Here is a 17,104-nt window from a genome sequence, read left to right on the forward strand (position 1 = left end):
ACGCGGACCGGCTTACTTGCTGCCGCCGGCCATGGTGCCGGCTGCGTCGATCTCGGCCTGCGCACGCGCCGCGTACAACGTCCCCGGCGGCGGCTGCCGGCTGAAGAAGGTATGCACGCCATCGAGCACGGCGCCGGCGATCTTGCGCTGGTAGGCCGGGTCGATCAGGCGGCGCTCTTCATCCGGGTTGGAAATGAACGCAGTTTCCACCAGCATCGCCGGCATGTCCGAGGTGCGCAGCACCGCGAAGTTGGCGCGTTCGATGTTCGGCTTGTGGTTGTTGCCGATCCGCTTCAGGCCCCCCAGCACATGCCCGGCCGCGTCTTCGGAGGCCTTCATGTAACCGCTCTGGGCCAGGTCCAGCAGCACATTGGCCAGCGTGCCTTCGGTCTGCTGCAGGCGCACGCCACCGACCAGATCGGCCGCGTTTTCCTTGTCCGCCAGCCAACGTGCGCGCTGCGAGGATGCGCCCTTGGTCGATAGCACATACACCGACGAACCGGTTGCCGAGCGGTTTTCGGCGGCATCGGCGTGGATCGAGATGAAGATGTCGGCCTTGTTCGCACGCGCCTTCTGCGCACGCATCGGCAGCGGGATGAAGACGTCGCTGTCGCGGGTCAGGTAGGCCTTCAGGCCGGGCGTGGCGTTGACCTGGCGGGCCAGTTCGCGGGCCACCGCCAGGGTGACATCCTTCTCACGCTTGCCGGTCGGGCCGATCGCGCCCGGGTCCTGGCCACCGTGGCCGGGATCGATCGCCACCACCAGATGGCGCATGCCCGGCTGCATGCGGATGCGCGAGGCATCGCTGGGCATCGCCGGGCGTGGCGCTTCAACCGGCGCCGCGGGCGCCGGTGTGGGAACGGTGGCCGGCGGCGTGCTCACCACGGCGGCGGTGCGCTGGCCGGCGAGGATCGCGGCTGGCGAGGACGAAGGGGTACTGCTGGCCGTGGTCCCTGCCGCGGCGACCTGGACCGGCGCGGTGGACGGTGCCGGCGTCGGCGCGGCGGGCGCTGCAGCCGTGGCGCTGGCCTGCTGCTGCACCTGTGCAGTCAACAACGCGGTGGCGCGTGCGGCATCGGTACGCGACTGCGCACTTTCGGCCGCGCTCGGGGCCGGAGCGGTGGTCGGCGCCGGAAGTGTCGGTGCCGGACGCTGGGCGGCCACGGCCGGGCCATCGCCCGGCCACTCGATCACGAGCTTGGATTCGTTGCCCTCGCGCTGCATCTGCGGGCGGAACGGCGCCACCGATTCGGCAAGGTCGAACACCACGCGGAACGTACCCGGCACCGGCTGTCCGGTGCGCACGGCCGTGACCACGCCCTGTGCGGCCGGCATCTTCAGGTTGCGGATGGCGCTGGAGTCGGGGAAATCGACCACCAGGCGGTTCGGACCGGCCAGCGACAGGGTCTTGTAGCCGCCGCTGCCGACCAGCGAGATCTCGGCGCGGGTGCCGGTGGCACCGGTGTTCAGCAGCACCTGGCGGACTTCACCGGCCCACGCACTGACGCTCGCCAGACCCAGTCCGACGGCGGCACAGATGGCGATGAGACGGTTCCCCGGGCGCATGGCTCAGGATTCAATCACCGCGCTGAACGGAATGCAACACCTTTTTCCTTAATAATCCGTAACCTGCCGGTGTTTGTTCTCGTCAGCCGGCAGAAATGGCCTGCAAGTCGCCCCCTTGCGGGAGCCGTTGCAGCCATTCACGACCGATGTCGCTTGCCGCGGTGAGACGGACCCGACGGCCGTGACCCTCGATCTCCAGCGCCACCACCAGGTCGGTCGGCGGCAGCGCGCCGGCACCGCGCTCGGGCCATTCGACCAGCCACAGCACCGCACCGCCCTCGTCCAGGCCGAGGAAATCCAGCTCGCCGGCCTGACCGATCCGGTACAGGTCCAGGTGCCAGGCCTCGCCGCCGCTCGCCAGTGGATAGCGCTCGACCAGGGTGTAGGTCGGGCTGCGGATCGCGCCCTGCACGCCCAACGCTCGCAGCAGGGCGCGCGCAGTAGTGGACTTGCCGGCACCGAGGTCGCCGCGCAGTTCGACCAGCGCCTGCGGCGGCCGGCTGGCCGCCAGCCACTGCCCCAGCCGTTCGGTGGCGTCGCTGTCGGCAAGGAAGAAGTCAGTCATGGGGAGTGTTCCGGGTTGGCCAGTCGCCGCAGCGGCGCCAGCAGGTCGGTGGGAAGCAGGCCGCGCGCGCCTTCGGCCGCAGCGGCATCGCCGGCCAGTGCGTGCAGCAGCGCGCCGGCGGCGGCGGCATCGAACGCGCACAGGCCCTGCGCACGCAGACTGGCAATGATGCCGGTGAGCAGGTCGCCCATACCACCGACGGCCATGCCGGGGTTGCCGGCGGCGATCAGTCGCGGCAGCTGCGCGGGCGCGGCCACGATGCTGCCCGCGCCCTTCAGTACCACCACGGCGTGGAAGCGCTCGGCCAGCGCCTGCGCACTGGCATAGCGATCGGCCTGGATGTCGGCAGTCCTGCAGCCCAGCAGACGCGCAGCCTCACCCGGATGCGGGGTGAGGATGGCCTCGGGCAACGCGTGCGGCTCCTGCGCCAGCAGGTTCAGCGCATCGGCGTCGACCACCAGCGGCTTGCCACAGGCCAGCGCCCGCGCAGACAGCGCCCGCGCCCATTCGTCCTGGCCCAGCCCCGGACCGATCGCCACCACCCTGGCCCTGTCCAGCAGTGCGGGCAGCGCATCGCCGTCTTCCAGCGCGTGGCTCATCGCCTCGGGCAGGCGCGCCAGCAACGGTGCCACGTGATCGCGACGGCTGCCGACGCTGACCAGCCCGGCACCTGCGCGCAGCGCGGCGGCGGCGGCCAGCATCACCGCACCGCCGCTGCCATGGTTGCCGCCAATGCACAGCACGTGGCCGGATTCACCCTTGTGGGTGTTGGCCCGGCGCGGTGGCAACAGCGCCCGCAGACGCTCCCCCGTCCAGCGCTGCGCGCTGGCGGCAATGCCGTCCCAGGCGGCGTCAGGCAGTTCCAGCGGCGCCAACCGGCGCTGGCCCACGTGTTCCAGTGCATCGCCGGTGTACAGGCCACGGTGGCAGGCGATGAACTGCAGTGTGACCTCGGCCTTCACCGCCACCCCCGGCACGCGACCGTTATCGGCGTCGACGCCACTGGGCACGTCCAGCGCCAGTACCGGTGCCGTTGTGCTGTTGAGCGCCTCGATCAGCGCCAGGGCCTCGCCCGCCGGCGCCCGGTCCAGGCCAAGCCCGAACAACGCGTCCACATACACCTCGGCCGGCGGCAGCTGGCCGTCGAACGCGACGACGCAGCCTCCTGCCGCCGCAAAGTCCGCCGCGGCCTGGCGGGCCAGCGCCGTGGCAGGCGCCTTGCCCGGCAGCGTGACCACCTGCACCGGGCGTCCCGACCGCAGCGCATGGGTGGCCAGCACGTAGCCATCGCCGCCGTTGTTGCCGGCGCCGGCCAGCACGCACAACGCTCGGGCCTCGGGCCACTGCTGCAGCAGGCATTGCCAGCCGGCCAGGCCGGCCTGTGCCATCAGGCCCCAGCCACCGTCACCGGCCAATGCCGAGGCGCGCGCATCGAGCGTGCGCGCGGCGGCGGTGTCGAACAGAAGAGAGAGATCGGGCATGGCGGGATTTTATACTGGTGCTCATGTCCCCCGTCCCCGCCCCTGTCGATCCGGCCCAGGCCGTGCAGCGCATCCGCGAACTGGCCCGTGCGCATGGCTTCCAGCGCTGCGGCATCGCCGGCATCGAGCTGGGCGAGGATGAAGCACACCTGGCCGACTGGCTGGGCCAGGGCCTGTACGGCACGATGGACTGGATGGCGCGCCACGGCACGCTGCGCGCGCGACCGGCCGAGCTGCTGCCGGGCACGGTGCGGGTGATCTCGGTCGGCATGGACTACAGCCACAAGGACGATACCGAAGCGTGGGCCACCCTGGCCGACCCGGGCCGTGCCTATGTGGCGCGCTACGCGCTGGGCCGCGACTATCACAAGCTGATGCGCAACCGCCTGCAGAAGCTGGCCACGCAGATCAACGATGAAGTGGCGCCGCTGGGCTACCGCGTCTTCGTCGATTCGGCACCGGTACTGGAACGCGCGCTGGCGCGCAATGCCGGGCTTGGCTGGATCGGCAAGCACACCTGCCTGATCGATCGGCACGGTGGCTCGTGGTTCTTCATCGGCGAGATCTACATCGATATCCCGCTGCCGATCGACACCCCGGCCACCGCGCACTGTGGTACCTGCACGCGCTGCATCGATGTCTGCCCCACCCGCGCGATCACCGGCCCGCAACGACTGGATGCGCGGCGCTGCATTTCCTACCTGACCATCGAGCACGATGGCGCCATTCCCGAGGACATGCGGCCGTTGATGGGCAACCGTATCTACGGGTGTGACGACTGCCAGCTGGTCTGCCCCTGGAACAAGTTCGCCAAGCGCACCGACGAAGCCGATTTCCGCGCGCGCAACAACCTCGACACCGCGCGCCTGGACCAGCTGTTCGGCTGGGATGAAGCCGAGTTCCTGCGCCGCACCGAAGGCAGCCCGATCCGCCGCAGCGGGCATGAGCGCTGGCTGCGCAACATCGCGGTGGCGCTGGGCAATGCACCGGCCTCGGCCGAGGCGCTGGCCGCGCTGCACACCCGCATCGACGATCCCTCGCCGCTGGTACGCGAACACGTGCAGTGGGCGCTGGCCCAGCACGCCCCGCGCTGACGTGCGATCCTGAGCGCCCGTTCCACCTGCCGCACGCCGTTCCCATGCAGCCACGCAACAACGACATCCTCACCCCCAGCCAGCTCAACACCCTGGCCCGCGACCTGCTGGAAGGCAGCTTCCCGGCGATCTGGGTCGAGGCCGAGCTCGGCAGCGTGGCGCGACCTGCCTCCGGCCACCTGTACTTCACCCTGAAGGATGCGCGTGCCCAGCTGCGCGCTGCGATGTTCCGGATGAAGGCGCAGTACCTGAAATTCGTGCCGCGCGAAGGCATGCGCGTGCTGGTGCGTGGCAAAGTGACCCTGTACGACGCACGCGGCGAGTACCAGATGGTGCTCGACCACATGGAGGAAGCCGGCGAAGGCGCGTTGCGCCGTGCGTTCGAGGAACTGAAGGCCCGACTGGACGCCGAAGGCCTGTTCGACCCGGCACGCAAGCGCCCGCTGCCGGCCCATGTGCAGCGCCTGGCAGTGATCACCTCGCCTACCGGTGCCGCCGTGCGCGACGTGCTGAGCGTGCTCGGCCGCCGCTTCCCGCTGCTGGAAGTGGATCTGCTGCCGACCCTGGTCCAGGGCAGCACGGCGGCTGCGCAGATCACCCGCCTGCTGCAGGCCGCCGATGCCAGCGGACGCTACGACGTGATCCTGCTGACCCGCGGTGGCGGTTCGCTGGAAGACCTGTGGGCGTTCAATGACGAAGCCCTCGCCCGTGCGATCGCCGCCAGCCGCACTCCGGTGGTGTCGGCGGTGGGCCACGAAACCGACTTCAGCCTCAGCGATTTCGCGGCCGACCTGCGCGCTCCGACACCGTCGGTGGCGGCCGAACTGCTGGTACCGGACCAGCGCGAACTGGCCTTGCGCCTGCGCCGCACCGCCGCGCGCATGGTGCAGTTGCAACGGCAGGCGATGCAGCAGGCGATGCAGCGCGCCGATCGCGCCCTGCTGCGCCTGAACGCCCAGAGCCCGCAGGCACGGTTGGAGCTCCTGCGCCGGCGCCAACTGGAGCTGGGCCGGCGCCTGCATGCGGCATTCAACCAGCAGCAGGAGCGTCGTGCAGCCCGGCTGCGGCACGCGGTGGCCGTGCTGCGCGGTCATCACCCGCAACGCCAGCTCGACGCGATGCAGCGGCGCCTGGCGGCCCTGCGCGGGCGTCCGCAGGCCGCGATGCAGCGGCGGCTGGAGCGCGATGCGCTGCGCCTGCGCGGGGTAGCGCGCTCGCTGGAAGCGATCAGCCCGCTGGCGACCGTCGCGCGTGGCTACAGCATCCTCACCCGCAGCGACGACGGTACGCTGGTGCGGAAGGTCGATCAGGTACGGCCCGGCGATGCCCTGCAGGCGCGCGTTGGCGACGGCGTGATCGACGTGCAGGTCAAGTAGAGGCTTGTTCGGCAGGGCTGCCGCCCTGCATCTGCGGGGGGCCGGCAGGGCTGCGCCCTGCATCTGCGGTAGTGCCGGCCGCTGGCCGGCAACCTCAGCGGCAACAGCCGAAGCAACAGCCAGAGCAGCTCTGGATTGCCGATGACCTGGCGGGGCGATGTGGCTGTGCAGGACACGCCGTGAACCCGTCCTTGGGGGCTCGATGGCGCCATCCATGGCGCCAACGGTCCTGCACAGCCACACCGCCCCACCCCGACAGGTTCCCGGTGACGGTCGGTAGATCCACGCCATGCGTGGATGACTCTCTTTCAGATCTCAAATCAATTCGGGGTCAGATCCGTTTTCCTGCGGAAAACGGATCTGACCCCACGCGCCATTCCGGCAGCCCGCAGGTGCAGGGCTGCAAGCCCTGCCGCCCCCCTACTTCGCCTGCTCGCAGAACTTCTGCCGGTACTCGAGCGCCTTCGGCATCAGCGCCTGCAGGTTCTGGATGCGGGTGCCCGGGTTGGGATGGGTGGAGGCAAACTCCGGCGGTGCCTGGCCACCGCTGGCCTGGCCCATCCGCTGCCACAACGGCACCGCCTCGCGCGGGTCGAAGCACGCCGCCGCGGCCAGCATCAGCCCCACTTCGTCGGCCTGGGTCTCGTGGCTGCGCGCATACGGCAGCAGGTAGCCGTAGCCCATCGCCGACATCATCATCTGTTGCTGCTGCGCATCCATGCCGCTGGCGGCGCCGGCCACCTGCCCGATCTGGGTCAGCTTCTGCTGCGCCATGCGCTGCGCACCGTGGCGCAACAGCGCATGGGCGATTTCGTGGCCCATCACCACCGCCATCGCATCGCGGGTGCGCGCCACCGGCACCAGCCCGGTATAGACCGCCATCTTGCCGCCCGGCAGGCAGAACGCATTGGCCTGCTCGGACGGAATCACGTTCACTTCCCACTGGAAATCACGCGCAAAGTGCGCCGGCTGCACGCCGTGTTCCTGCGCCAGCGCGGTCTCCACCACATCCACCTTGGCAATCAGTCGCTGCGCGATGTCACGCACGTCGCGCGCGATCGGCGCGTTCGGATCCATCGGCGGTTCCTGCGAGAGGATCTGCTGGTACGCCTGCAGGCCCAGCGCGGTCTCCTGGCGCGCATCCAGGCTGCTGTCGATCATGACCTTTTCGCCGGTATAGGGATCCACCGTGCGGTTGGAAAACCAGTAGAACGCGGCATAACCGGCGGCCAGCAGCAGCACCCACCAGCGGATGTTGCCGAACAGGCCGCGCCGTTGCGGGCCCTGTGGCGAGCGGGAAAAGGGATCGTTGCGCATCGGGCGGTCTTCCTGCTGGCCCCGCCGGCCGGCGGGCACGGCGCAATCTTAGTGCGCCGACGCCTGCAGCGGGTGAAGCCGCTGGCCGATCAGATACCGCGCACCAGGCGGAAACCGATGCGCGCGCTGGTCGTATCCGAATCCTGCGACTGCCGCCAGGCGGCACGGGTCTGCTCGGGCGCGTTGGCCCAGTTGCCGCCACGGATCACCCGCGCGCGGCACCCCGGGTTGAACCAGGCCACGCCATCGGACGGCGCACGCCGGTAGCTGGCATGCCAGCAGTCGGCCACCCATTCGCTCAGGTTGCCCGCCATGTCATGCAGGCCGAAGGCATTGGCCTGGAAGCTGGCCACCGGCGCCGGCCCCCACCAGCCATCACCGTAGCCGATGAAGGCGTTGTGCCAGTGCCGGCCGGAGGGCGATACGTCCTTGCTGCCGGTGAAGTTGCCGCTGCCGGGAGGAGGTGTACCGGCATCTCCCCACGGGTAACGGCCACTGCTGCCGGCACGCAGTGCATACTCGAACTCAGCCTCGCTCGGCAGCCGGTAGCTGCGTCCGGTCTGCTCGGACAGCCACGCTGCGTAGTTCTCGGCATCACGCACACTGACGTGCATCACCGGCGAGTTGCCCAGCGCGCGGCCGCCATCGTAGTCCGAGCGCCAGTCCACGCCACTGCGCCGGATGAAGTTGCCACTGCGCTCGTCATACACCACCGAATGACCACGGCGGGTGGCCCGGGGCCGCGCGTTGGTGGCCTTTACATAGCGCTCGAAGTCGCCGACGGTGACTTCGGTGATCGCCATCGCGAAGCCTCGGTCAAAGCGTACGTAATGCGAAGGTCGCTCCGAATCGGCCGAGCCCGGCTCGGCGTCGCCGGCGCCCATCTGGAATCCACCATGCGGCACCACCACCATCTGCGGGCCGCGCCCGCCATCGCGCATCGCATCACTGAACACCTGGCCGGGGCGGAAGCTGCCGTAGTGCGTGGCCAGGTCGATGCGCTCGCGCAGCTGGGCCACCGCCGCATCACCGGGCAGACCGATGCGCAGCGCCTCGGCCAGCTTCTCCCGCGCCGGTTTCAGGCCCTGCGGCGTGGCCAGCTCGCGCAGGCCGTCGTCGCGCAGCCGCAGCAGCGTGTCCGAGCGGATCTGCTCGATGCGTTCGAACGCATCGGCAATGGTCGGCGACGAGTCACGGACCTTGCTCGCCTCGGCCAGCCAGCTGCCGGCGCTGGCGAAGTCGCGGGCACGCGCGGCATCCTCGGCGCGGCGGATCAGGCCACTTTCGGCCGCCGCCAGACCCTGCTTGGCCCGGCTGTTGTGTTCATCCAGCGCCAGCGCCTCGCGGAAGTTGCCGATCGCGCCGTCCCCTTCCTCGCCGATCCGGTCCGAGCGCAGGTCCTCTTCGCCCGCGCGGTTGTAGGCCACCACGCGCTGGGCCCGTTCCACCCGCCCCTGCAGGGCGCGCACCTTTTCGTCATTGGGCGCCAGCGTCAGCAGCACCAGCGCCTGGCGGCTGGCCTCGGCCAGTGCCTGGCGCTGCTGCAGCGGACGCACCAGCAGCTGGTCGGCCTGCTGCTGCAGGCGCTGGCGCGCACGCTGCAGGCCCTGCCGCGCCTGGCGGTCATCCGGGTCTTCCTCCTGCACCGCCAGCCACAGCGGAATGGCTGCGTCGGCATCCTCGTAGAGCCGCCCCTGGGTGAACGCCTGCTCAGCCGCACGGCGCAGCTGGGCCAGGCTGCGCCCTTGCCGGTCCACGCGCGGCGGCGTCCACTGTTGAACATCCTCTGCGGCGTCCTCGCCGGCAATGGTCACGCGGCCCTGCTGCGGCGGCGATGCCGTGTCGGTGACGCTCGCCTGGGCCGGGCGCACATCGTCGCCGGCGGCCCGCTCGGCGGTCGTCGGCGGCGACGGCGTGCAGCCGGCCAGGGCCACGGCCAGGGCTGTGCACAGCACGGGCGACAACGAAAAACGCAAGCAGAGCCTCCTTCGGCACGGACGCGGACCGACGTTAGGCTATTCTCCCCTGCCTGAGCAAACCCGAGTAGTAGGCCCCCGACCCGTGGCAATCTGGATCACCACCCCCGCCGAGCTGGACGCGTACTTCCAGCAGCGCCCGACCCGCATCGGCCTGGACACCGAATTCATCCGTGAACGCACCTTCTGGCCGCAGCTGGCGCTGGTGCAGATGGCGGTCGGCCAGGACATCCTGCTGATCGACCCGCTGATTCCCGGCATGACCGACGCACTGGTGCCGTGGCTGGCCGACGAATCGATCACCAAGGTGATGCACAGTGCCAGCGAGGATCTGGTCGCGTTCAAGTGGGCCTGCGGCGTGCTGCCGCGCCCCCTGTTCGACACCCAGATCGGCGCCGCACTGGCCGGCATCGGCGGTGGCATGGGCTACCAGAAGCTGGTGGCGGAAATCACCGGGGTGACCCTGGCCAAAGGCGAGACCCGTTCGGACTGGATGCGCCGGCCGCTGTCCGATTCGCAGCTGCAGTATGCCGCCGATGATGTCGAGCACCTGTTCGCCCTGCATGACGCGATCGATGCCAGGCTGCGGGCGCTGGGGCGCCAGCAGTGGCTGCATGACGATGGCGAGCGCCTGCTGGCCAGTGTCGCCAACGATGAGGATCGCTGGCCGCATCTGGGGATGCGCTCGGCACAGTTCCTCGATGCCGCCGCCCAGCGTCGCCTGCTCCGCCTGCTGCGCTGGCGCGACGTGCAGGCGCGCAACAGCGACCGGCCGCGCAGCTGGATCCTGGACAACGAACTGGCCGCCACCCTCGCACGTACGCCGCCGGCCGACGCGGACGCGCTGGGCAAGCTGTTCGAGCAGTTCCCGAAAGCACCGCGCAAGCTCGCCGGTGCCGTGTGGCAGGCCCTGCAGACACCGTTGGCTGACGAGGCCGACGCACCGCTTGCACTGCCAGCCAATGACAGCAACAAGCAGGCCCTGAAGAAGCTGCAGGATGCGGTCGCCGAACGCAGCCGCGATCTGGGCCTGCCCGACGGCGTGCTGGCTTCGCGAAAGCATCTGGAGAGCTATCTGGAACGCCGCCAGTGGCCCGCCGCGCTGGCCGGCTGGCGCCAGCAGGAACTGGAGTCACGGCTGCAGGCGCTGTTACCGCCACGCTGATTTCGGCAGGCGTCGGGCACATCCGGCGCCTGCGCAGTGGAAATGAGCCCCTGCCACGCTTGTCGGCGTCGGCACGGGCCTGTCCAATAGCGGCCCCGCCATGTTGGATTGCATCAGATGACAAACGGAATTGCGAAGGACGGCCTCTCTGTGGAGGATCTGGCCTGGCGCGCCCAGGCGCGCAGCGCACTGCAGGCGCAGGACTATGCCGCGCTGGATGCACTGCTGGCGCCCCACGAGCAGGTCTGGCTGGACGGCGTGCGACCCTTGCCCGGCATCCGCTGGCGCCTGCGCAACCTGCATGATGCCGAACTGAGCCTGGATGAGCGCCTGCAGCAGGCGCAGCAGTGGGTCGCCGCGGCCCCGCACAGCTACTACGCGCACCTGCGCCTGGGCGCCTGCTGGGAGTCCGCCGCAGGCGCGCTGCGCAGCGCCGACGTCGCCGCGCTGGTGGAGGACAGCCAGTGGCTGGCCGCACGCCTGGCCCGCGACCATGCGGTGCACGCCTACCTGCAGGCGATTCCGTTGTCATCCCGCCCGGCGCTGGCGCTGGATGGCATCAAGCGCATCACCAGCTACCTGCGTGAACCGAACTGGTTGCTTGCACTGCAGGCCGGCCAGCCGGCCGAATCCGATGAGCAGGTGCTGGCCGAGCGCTATCCGCAGGCGTGGCCGCAGGCAGTGCAGATGCTGTCGCGCTTCGGCGCGCCGCTGCAGACGCTGCCCAGCGCGCTGCCCGCGCTGCTGCAGGAGCGCGACCAGGACGATTTCGACGCACCGTTGGCGTACTGGATGCACCTGGTGCTGCAGCAACGTCCCAACGACCAGAGCACCCTGGAAGACACCCTGTACTACCTGTACCCGCGCTGGGGTGGCAGCCACGAGGCGATGGAGGATTTCATCGAAGGCAGCTGGTGCCGTGGCCTGGAGCTGGCGCAGCGCAACGCGTTGCGCTGGTGCAAGGAACAGGACTGGCTGGGCGAGCTGCCGCACCACGACGATGCCGATGCTGTGGCTGCGCACGAACGTGCCTATGCGCAGATCCTCGACGGGCACCTGGAGCGCTTCGTACGTGCGGAGGTCCTGATCCAGCGCGCCGCGCTCCGCTTCCACCTCGGCCGCATCGAGGAGATCGAAGGCCAGGTGCACTGGAACGCCGGCTGCATGCAGGCTGTTCTGGAAGACCTTCAGCAGGCCTGGACGCTGGATCGTGACATGGTGCTGCACGGCGGCTTCAGCGGCCTTGAAGCCTGCACCTGGTTCGCCCATGTCGACGGAGCCGAAGCCCTGTTCGCACAGGTGGTGGACTACGCCGCCCACGAAGGCGATTCGGCGCTCGGCCTGCTCTGGGCGGCTACGGCCATCGAGCACGGCCTGCTGGGCCAGACCGCCGACCCGGCGCGTGCGCAGCCCCTGCTGCAGCGCGCCCTGAAGATTGCGGCGGAACAGAAGACCTCCACGGTCACCTTTGCGTCCAACCTGTTCTGCGATGTCTCGCAGGATGCGGGTCTGTCGCTGCTGCAGCGCATGGCCGACGCTGGCGATGCCGGTGCGATGGCCGCGCTGTGCGACCTGTACAAGGGCCGGCTGGGTGGCCGCGACCAGCCGGAATTCGTGGATGCGCAGAAGGCCCTGTACTGGCAGGAACGCGCGGTGGAGGGTGGCGACCTGATCGCCACCTACAACCTGGGCGTGCGCCTGGTTGCCGCCGGTGGCGCTGACAACGAAGCGCGTGCACGCGAGCTGTACCTGCGCTGCCTGCGCGAAGCCGAGGCCGGTGAACGCGTGTGGGGCCCGACCTGCCGCAACCTGGCCTGCCTGGCATTCGATGGCCAGAACGACGCGCACAAGCGCGAAGCGGTCGAATGCGCCCTGATCCCGCTGTGGTGGCGTGGTGAGGACGACGACAAGCTGTGGGCCGCCGGCTACCTGGCCGACGTCTACCACTTCGGCAACGGCGTGCCGGCCAACGCCTTCCTGGCCCTGACCTGGCTGCAGCGCGCCTGCGAGATCGATACCGGGTACGTGGACGTGGTGCGCATGACGCCGCTGATCAACGGCGAAGGACGCTGGTTCGGTGCCAGCCGTGCGCGCAAACAGCAGGCGCAGGACCGCCAGCAGGTGGACAGCGCCACATGGGCTCTGACCTTCGGCCAGCGCAGCCAGGACAGCGACCTCACTGCGGTCTGACACAACAAAAGGGCGGCCCGGATCACCGGGCCGCCCTTTGCATTCACGCCGTGCGATGGCGGCACGTGCCGCCACCGCGAGCGCGGATTACCAGTTCATGTTCAGCGAGACACCCACGGTGCGCGGTTCGTTGTAGACCGCGGCCATGTAGTTCTCGATCACACCCTTGAGGTTCTTCTCGTTGGTGATGTTTCGCGCGAACAGCGCCACTTCGTAGGCACCGTAGTTGCCCGAGTAGCCGATCTTCAGGCCACCCTCGAAATCACCCTTGGAGTTGAATTCCTTGCTGTCGTACAGCACGAAGCTGGTGTAACCCTGCTTGTTCCAGTCGGTGGACACGAACATGGTGCCGGCATCGCTGACCGGGAAGTCGTAGCGGGCAGCCAGGTTGACGTTGTACTTCGGTGCGTTCGGCAGCGGATTGCCGTCGATCTGCGCGAAGGTGTTGGCACCGACCTTGATGGTCGGGTCATTGACCGTGCACACGACCTGGCCGTTGAGGCCGCAGACCTGCGCGTACACGCGCTTGTCCTTGATCTCGCTGTGCAGCAGGCTGACACCTGCGCTCAGGGTCAGGTTGGGGATCGGGCGCAGCTCCATGTCCGCTTCAAAGCCGTAGGCCTTGGCCTTGTCGGCGTTGAACAGCACGCCGTTGCCGTCCGAATCGTTGCCGTTGAGCTGGATGTCGTTGACGGTGTAGGTGAACGCGGTGGCGTTCAGGCGCAGGCGGTTGTCCCACAGGCTGCTCTTCACGCCCGCTTCCCAGGACAGGATGGTCTCGGAATCGGCGGTGGTGAAGTCGGCATTGAACACCGCCGAACGGCCCTGGATGGTCGGGCCACGGAAGCCGCGCGCGACCTTCGCATAGACGCTCACGTCCGGGGTGATCTGATACATCGCGCTCAGATCCCAGCTCGGGGTGGTGTCGGACATCTTGACGTCGGTGCGGCCCTTGTAGGTGACCACGCCGGCGGCGGTGTCGGCGGTCTTCAGCAGGCGGGTGTGCTTCTCGTCCCTGGTCTGGCGCAGGCCTGCGGTGACGGTGAACTTGTCGGTGAAGGCGTAGCTCAGCTGGCCGAAACCGGCCCACGAGGTGTTCTTGTTGCGCAGGCGCACCCAGTTGTTCGGGTTGCGGCCCGCGCCCTGCAGGAACCAGGCACGCTGGTAGAAATCGGTGGTGTCGCTGCCATTGAAGTAGAACGCACCGGCCTGCCACTGCAGCGCGCTGTCGTCATGGCTGGCCAGGCGGAATTCCTGGGTCCACTGGTCCAGGTCGCGGATGCGGCCCATCGACTGGCCATAGCCGTTGGGCACACCGTTGACCGGGAAGTTCACCGCAGCGCCGCCGTCAGTATCACCACGGCTGTAGCCGGAGGTAGTCTCGTAGGCGGTGATCGAGGTGAAGTCGATCGCGCCGAAGTCGTAGCGCGCCTTCACCGAGCCGCCGTAGGTCTTGTAGGCCTGCGGGTTGTTGTCGGCTTCGTCGTAGGCCACCTTGTCGCGCGCCACGTCGGTCTTGTTCGAGCCCTTGGTCAGCGCGCTGCGCAGGAACAGGGTCGAGGTGCCTTCGTAATCGCGGGCATGGGCCGAGGCCAGGATCGAGAACTGGTCGCTCGGGGTCAGCAGCAGCTGTGCGCGCACGTTGCGGTCATCGAAGCCGCCCATGGCATTCTTCTTCGGGCTGACCGTGCCATCGGCGCTCGGGCCGGTGTAGGTGTTGTCGACGTAGTCATCGCGGTGCTGGTACAGCGCCGACACGCGGAACGAGGCGACGTCGTTGATCGGGCCGCCGAAACCACCGTCGATCGACACGCTGTTGTAGGTCGCATAGCTGGCGCTGACGCGGCCGGTGTAGTCCTGGGTCGGCTTCAGCGTGTCGAACTTGACGATGCCGGCGGTGGTGTTGCGGCCGAACAGCGAGCCCTGCGGGCCGCGCAGCACTTCCACCTGGTCCACGTCATAGACCGGGTTGGACTTCAGTACCACGTGTTCCAGCACCACGTCGTCCTGGATGATCGACACCGGCTGCGAGGCACCCAGGTAGAAGTCGATGTTGCCCAGGCCACGGATGTAGAAGCGCGGGAAAATGCGGCCGGTGGTGGTTTCCGCATACAGGCTCGGCACGCGGCCAGACAGCGCCAGCAGGGTGTCATCGCCACCGGCAGTGAAGTCGCGCATGCGCTCGCCCTGCACCACACCCACCGAGACCGGCACTTCCTGCAGGTTCTGCTCGCGGTGCTCGGCGGTCACGGTGATCGTGTCCAGCCCGGTGGGGGTCGGGGCGCTGTCCTGCGCGGCGGCACCGAAGCTGCCGACCAGGGCCAGACCGGCACAGGCCAGGGCCAGCGGGTGGCGGCGGAAGGAAACGGAGGAAGACGACGTACCCGACAGGCGGCGGGAATCGGTATGGGAGGGCATGCAATGCTCTGAGGAGGCGTCCGTGCGGCCTGCGCGAGCCGGGCGGCAAAAAGGAGGAAAACTGCGCAAGCGGCCATTATCCCCCAAATTGTTACGATTTCGTTGCGCGGCGCCCAAAGCCGGCGAAACAAGCGTTTTCGGCACAGTCAGCCAGCACCGCCTGGGGTCAGATCCGTTTTCCGAGGGAAACGGATCTGACCCCGGATCTCACGGCAGCGGAGTCAGCGCGACATCGACCATCGCCAGCAGGCGTTCGCGGCTGATGCCATCGCGGGCCTGCACCGAGATGCCGTGCAACACCGTGGCGAAGTGGTCACCCAGCGCCTGCACCGCCGCGTCGTCGGCCAGCTCGCCCTCGGCCTGCGCCTGCTGCAGCCGCGCGATGATCGCCGCCGTGCGCTGGCGACGATGGCTGGCCAGCCAGTCGCGCACGCCTTCGCCATCGGGCGACACGCTGCTGGCCGAAGACACCACCAGGCAGCCGTGCGGACGCCCGCGGCGGGTGTAGGTGAGCACCGCCTCGCGCAGCATCGAACCGATCGCCTCACGCAGCGACGCGTTTTCCAGCGCGCGCGGTGCGAAGCCACCCTCGCCCTCTTCGTACAGCGCCACGGCCTCGCGGAACAGCTGCTCCTTGCTGCCGAACGCGGCATAGATGCGCGCCGAGGCGATGCCCAGCGTTTCGACCAGCGCCGACATCGAGGTGCCCTCATAGCCATGCTGCCAGAACAGCAGCATCGCCTTGCGCAACGCCTGGTCCCTGTCGAATTCGCGCGGTCGCCCTGCCATCTGTCCTGCCTGCTCCAGTGAGGCGCGCAGTGTAACGCGGGTGTTGACCCTCACGAGAGTCGCGCCTATTCTTTGTCGATCGACAAACAATTGGAGCAACACATGCAAACCCTCAAGGGCCCCAGCCTGCACCTGGCACAGTTCGCCAGCGACCAGGCCCCGTTCAACAGCCTTGCCGGCATCGCCGCCTGGGCCGCCGGCCACGGCTTCAAGGCGCTGCAGATTCCCGCGTGGGATGCACGCCTGTTCGACCTGGCCACCGCCGCCGACAGCCAGGACTACTGCGACGACATCCGCGGCACCCTGGCCGAGCACGGCCTGCAGGTCAGCGAACTGACCACCCACATCCTCGGCCAGCTGGTGGCGGTGCATCCGGCCTACGATGAACTCTGCGATGGCTTCGCGCCGGAGGCGCTGCGCGGCAATCCGCAGGCCCGCAGCGAGTGGGCGCAGCAGCAGCTGCACCTGGCCGCCCGCGCCTCACGCCGGCTCGGCCTGCAGGACATGGGCACCTTCTCCGGCTCGTTCGCCTGGCCGTACCTGTTCCCGTTCCCGCAGCGCCCGCCGGGCCTGATCGATGCCGCCTTCGATGAACTCGCCCGTCGCTGGCGGCCGATCCTCGATACCTGCGAGGACAACGGCGTCAACCTCTGCTACGAGATCCACCCCAGCGAAGACCTGCATGACGGCACCAGCTTCGAGCGCTTCTACGAACGCGTCGGCCAGCACGAGCGCTGCCGCATCCTGTTCGATCCCAGCCACTTCGTGCTGCAGCAGCTGGATTACCTGCAGTACCTGGACATCTACCACCCGCTGATCCGCATGTTCCACGTCAAGGATGCGGAGTTCCGTCCCAGCGGCCGCCAGGGCATCTACGGTGGCTATGCCGACTGGACCGAGCGGGCCGGTCGCTTCCGCTCGCTCGGCGATGGCCAGGTCGATTTCAAGTCGATCTTCTCCAAGCTGGCCCAGTACGACTACCAGGGCTGGGCGACACTGGAATGGGAGTGCTGCCTGAAGGACCAGGAAGCCGGCGCGCGCGAAGGCGCTGCGTTCATCCGCGACCACATCATTCCGGTCACCGACAAGATCTTCGACGATTTCGCCGGTGCGCCGATCAGCACCGCACAGATGCAGCACATGCTCGGCATCGCCTGAGCCCCCACG

At 68.8% G+C, this 17,104-nt stretch carries 12 protein-coding genes; 5 read left to right on the forward strand and 7 right to left on the reverse strand.

What is annotated here, in order from left to right; genetic code table 11:
• Positions 1-12: 12 nt before the first annotated feature.
• The 3 genes from AC5YGJ_RS07790 to AC5YGJ_RS07800 all read right to left on the reverse strand — a co-directional run bounded on the left by AC5YGJ_RS07790 (position 13) and on the right by AC5YGJ_RS07800 (position 3,612).
• Positions 13-1,566 (reverse strand): N-acetylmuramoyl-L-alanine amidase, encoded by a 1,554-nt coding sequence (locus tag AC5YGJ_RS07790; RefSeq protein WP_249843444.1) that lies wholly within the window; start codon positions 1,564-1,566, stop codon positions 13-15.
• Positions 1,567-1,648: 82 nt separating this feature from the next.
• Positions 1,649-2,131, reverse strand: coding sequence for a tRNA (adenosine(37)-N6)-threonylcarbamoyltransferase complex ATPase subunit type 1 TsaE (tsaE, locus tag AC5YGJ_RS07795; protein ID WP_249843443.1), 483 nt, complete (start codon positions 2,129-2,131; stop codon positions 1,649-1,651).
• Positions 2,128-3,612: an NAD(P)H-hydrate dehydratase gene (locus tag AC5YGJ_RS07800; RefSeq protein ID WP_496186212.1), complete on the reverse strand. Its 1,485-nt coding sequence runs from the start codon at positions 3,610-3,612 to the stop codon at positions 2,128-2,130. The genes tsaE and AC5YGJ_RS07800 overlap by 4 nt, the downstream gene beginning before the upstream one ends.
• A 23-nt stretch (positions 3,613-3,635) precedes the next feature.
• Between AC5YGJ_RS07800 and queG the strand changes: the two genes are divergently transcribed.
• Positions 3,636-4,706 (forward strand): tRNA epoxyqueuosine(34) reductase QueG, encoded by a 1,071-nt coding sequence (queG, locus tag AC5YGJ_RS07805; RefSeq protein WP_249843441.1) that lies wholly within the window; start codon positions 3,636-3,638, stop codon positions 4,704-4,706.
• 44 nt (positions 4,707-4,750) lie between these two features.
• The gene (xseA, locus tag AC5YGJ_RS07810) at positions 4,751-6,082 is read left to right on the forward strand and encodes an exodeoxyribonuclease VII large subunit (protein ID WP_249843440.1); all 1,332 of its coding nucleotides are present in this window, start codon (positions 4,751-4,753) and stop codon (positions 6,080-6,082) included.
• A 420-nt stretch (positions 6,083-6,502) separates the two neighbouring features.
• Here xseA and AC5YGJ_RS07815 read toward each other — a convergent pair whose 3' ends face one another.
• Together AC5YGJ_RS07815 and AC5YGJ_RS07820 are read right to left on the reverse strand one after the other, a co-directional pair.
• A complete protein-coding gene (locus AC5YGJ_RS07815; RefSeq protein ID WP_249843439.1) occupies positions 6,503-7,399 on the reverse strand; it encodes a M48 family metallopeptidase in 897 nt (298 codons plus the stop codon).
• An 89-nt stretch (positions 7,400-7,488) separates the two neighbouring features.
• On the reverse strand, positions 7,489-9,375 hold the full coding sequence (locus AC5YGJ_RS07820; protein ID WP_496186213.1) for a formylglycine-generating enzyme family protein: 1,887 nt from the start codon (positions 9,373-9,375) through the stop codon (positions 7,489-7,491).
• Between the two features lie 85 nt (positions 9,376-9,460).
• Between AC5YGJ_RS07820 and rnd the strand changes: the two genes are divergently transcribed.
• Together rnd and AC5YGJ_RS07830 are read left to right on the forward strand one after the other, a co-directional pair.
• Positions 9,461-10,540 carry a ribonuclease D gene (gene rnd / locus AC5YGJ_RS07825; RefSeq protein WP_496186214.1) on the forward strand — a complete coding sequence of 360 codons (1,080 nt, stop codon included), beginning with the start codon at positions 9,461-9,463 and terminating at the stop codon, positions 10,538-10,540.
• Positions 10,541-10,657: 117 nt separating this feature from the next.
• A complete protein-coding gene (locus AC5YGJ_RS07830) occupies positions 10,658-12,730 on the forward strand; it encodes a DUF4034 domain-containing protein (protein WP_496186215.1) in 2,073 nt (690 codons plus the stop codon).
• Between the two features lie 87 nt (positions 12,731-12,817).
• Here AC5YGJ_RS07830 and AC5YGJ_RS07835 read toward each other — a convergent pair whose 3' ends face one another.
• Both AC5YGJ_RS07835 and AC5YGJ_RS07840 read right to left on the reverse strand, forming a co-directional pair.
• On the reverse strand, positions 12,818-15,148 hold the full coding sequence (locus tag AC5YGJ_RS07835) for a TonB-dependent receptor (protein WP_496186216.1): 2,331 nt from the start codon (positions 15,146-15,148) through the stop codon (positions 12,818-12,820).
• A gap of 207 nt (positions 15,149-15,355) precedes the next feature.
• Positions 15,356-15,937, reverse strand: coding sequence for a TetR/AcrR family transcriptional regulator (locus tag AC5YGJ_RS07840; protein WP_249843434.1), 582 nt, complete (start codon positions 15,935-15,937; stop codon positions 15,356-15,358).
• 102 nt (positions 15,938-16,039) lie between these two features.
• Here AC5YGJ_RS07840 and AC5YGJ_RS07845 point away from each other — a divergent pair, with 102 nt between their 5' ends.
• On the forward strand, positions 16,040-17,095 hold the full coding sequence (locus tag AC5YGJ_RS07845; RefSeq protein WP_249843433.1) for a sugar phosphate isomerase/epimerase family protein: 1,056 nt from the start codon (positions 16,040-16,042) through the stop codon (positions 17,093-17,095).
• The last annotated feature ends 9 nt before the right edge of the window (positions 17,096-17,104 follow it).

The organism is Stenotrophomonas sp. CS3K5 (assembly GCF_059515225.1).

What these genes read in the sequence shown, in the direction of transcription:
- AC5YGJ_RS07815 (WP_249843439.1), bottom strand. Translation starts at nt 7,399, where the DNA reads ATGCGCAACGATCCCTTTTCCCGCTCGCCACAGGGCCCGCAACGGCGC.
- xseA (WP_249843440.1), top strand. Translation starts at nt 4,751, where the DNA reads ATGCAGCCACGCAACAACGACATCCTCACCCCCAGCCAGCTCAACACC.
- AC5YGJ_RS07835 (WP_496186216.1), bottom strand. Translation starts at nt 15,148, where the DNA reads ATGCCCTCCCATACCGATTCCCGCCGCCTGTCGGGTACGTCGTCTTCC.
- tsaE (WP_249843443.1), bottom strand. Translation starts at nt 2,131, where the DNA reads ATGACTGACTTCTTCCTTGCCGACAGCGACGCCACCGAACGGCTGGGG.
- queG (WP_249843441.1), top strand. Translation starts at nt 3,636, where the DNA reads ATGTCCCCCGTCCCCGCCCCTGTCGATCCGGCCCAGGCCGTGCAGCGC.
- AC5YGJ_RS07800 (WP_496186212.1), bottom strand. Translation starts at nt 3,612, where the DNA reads ATGCCCGATCTCTCTCTTCTGTTCGACACCGCCGCCGCGCGCACGCTC.
- AC5YGJ_RS07830 (WP_496186215.1), top strand. Translation starts at nt 10,658, where the DNA reads ATGACAAACGGAATTGCGAAGGACGGCCTCTCTGTGGAGGATCTGGCC.
- AC5YGJ_RS07845 (WP_249843433.1), top strand. Translation starts at nt 16,040, where the DNA reads ATGCAAACCCTCAAGGGCCCCAGCCTGCACCTGGCACAGTTCGCCAGC.
- AC5YGJ_RS07790 (WP_249843444.1), bottom strand. Translation starts at nt 1,566, where the DNA reads ATGCGCCCGGGGAACCGTCTCATCGCCATCTGTGCCGCCGTCGGACTG.
- AC5YGJ_RS07840 (WP_249843434.1), bottom strand. Translation starts at nt 15,937, where the DNA reads ATGGCAGGGCGACCGCGCGAATTCGACAGGGACCAGGCGTTGCGCAAG.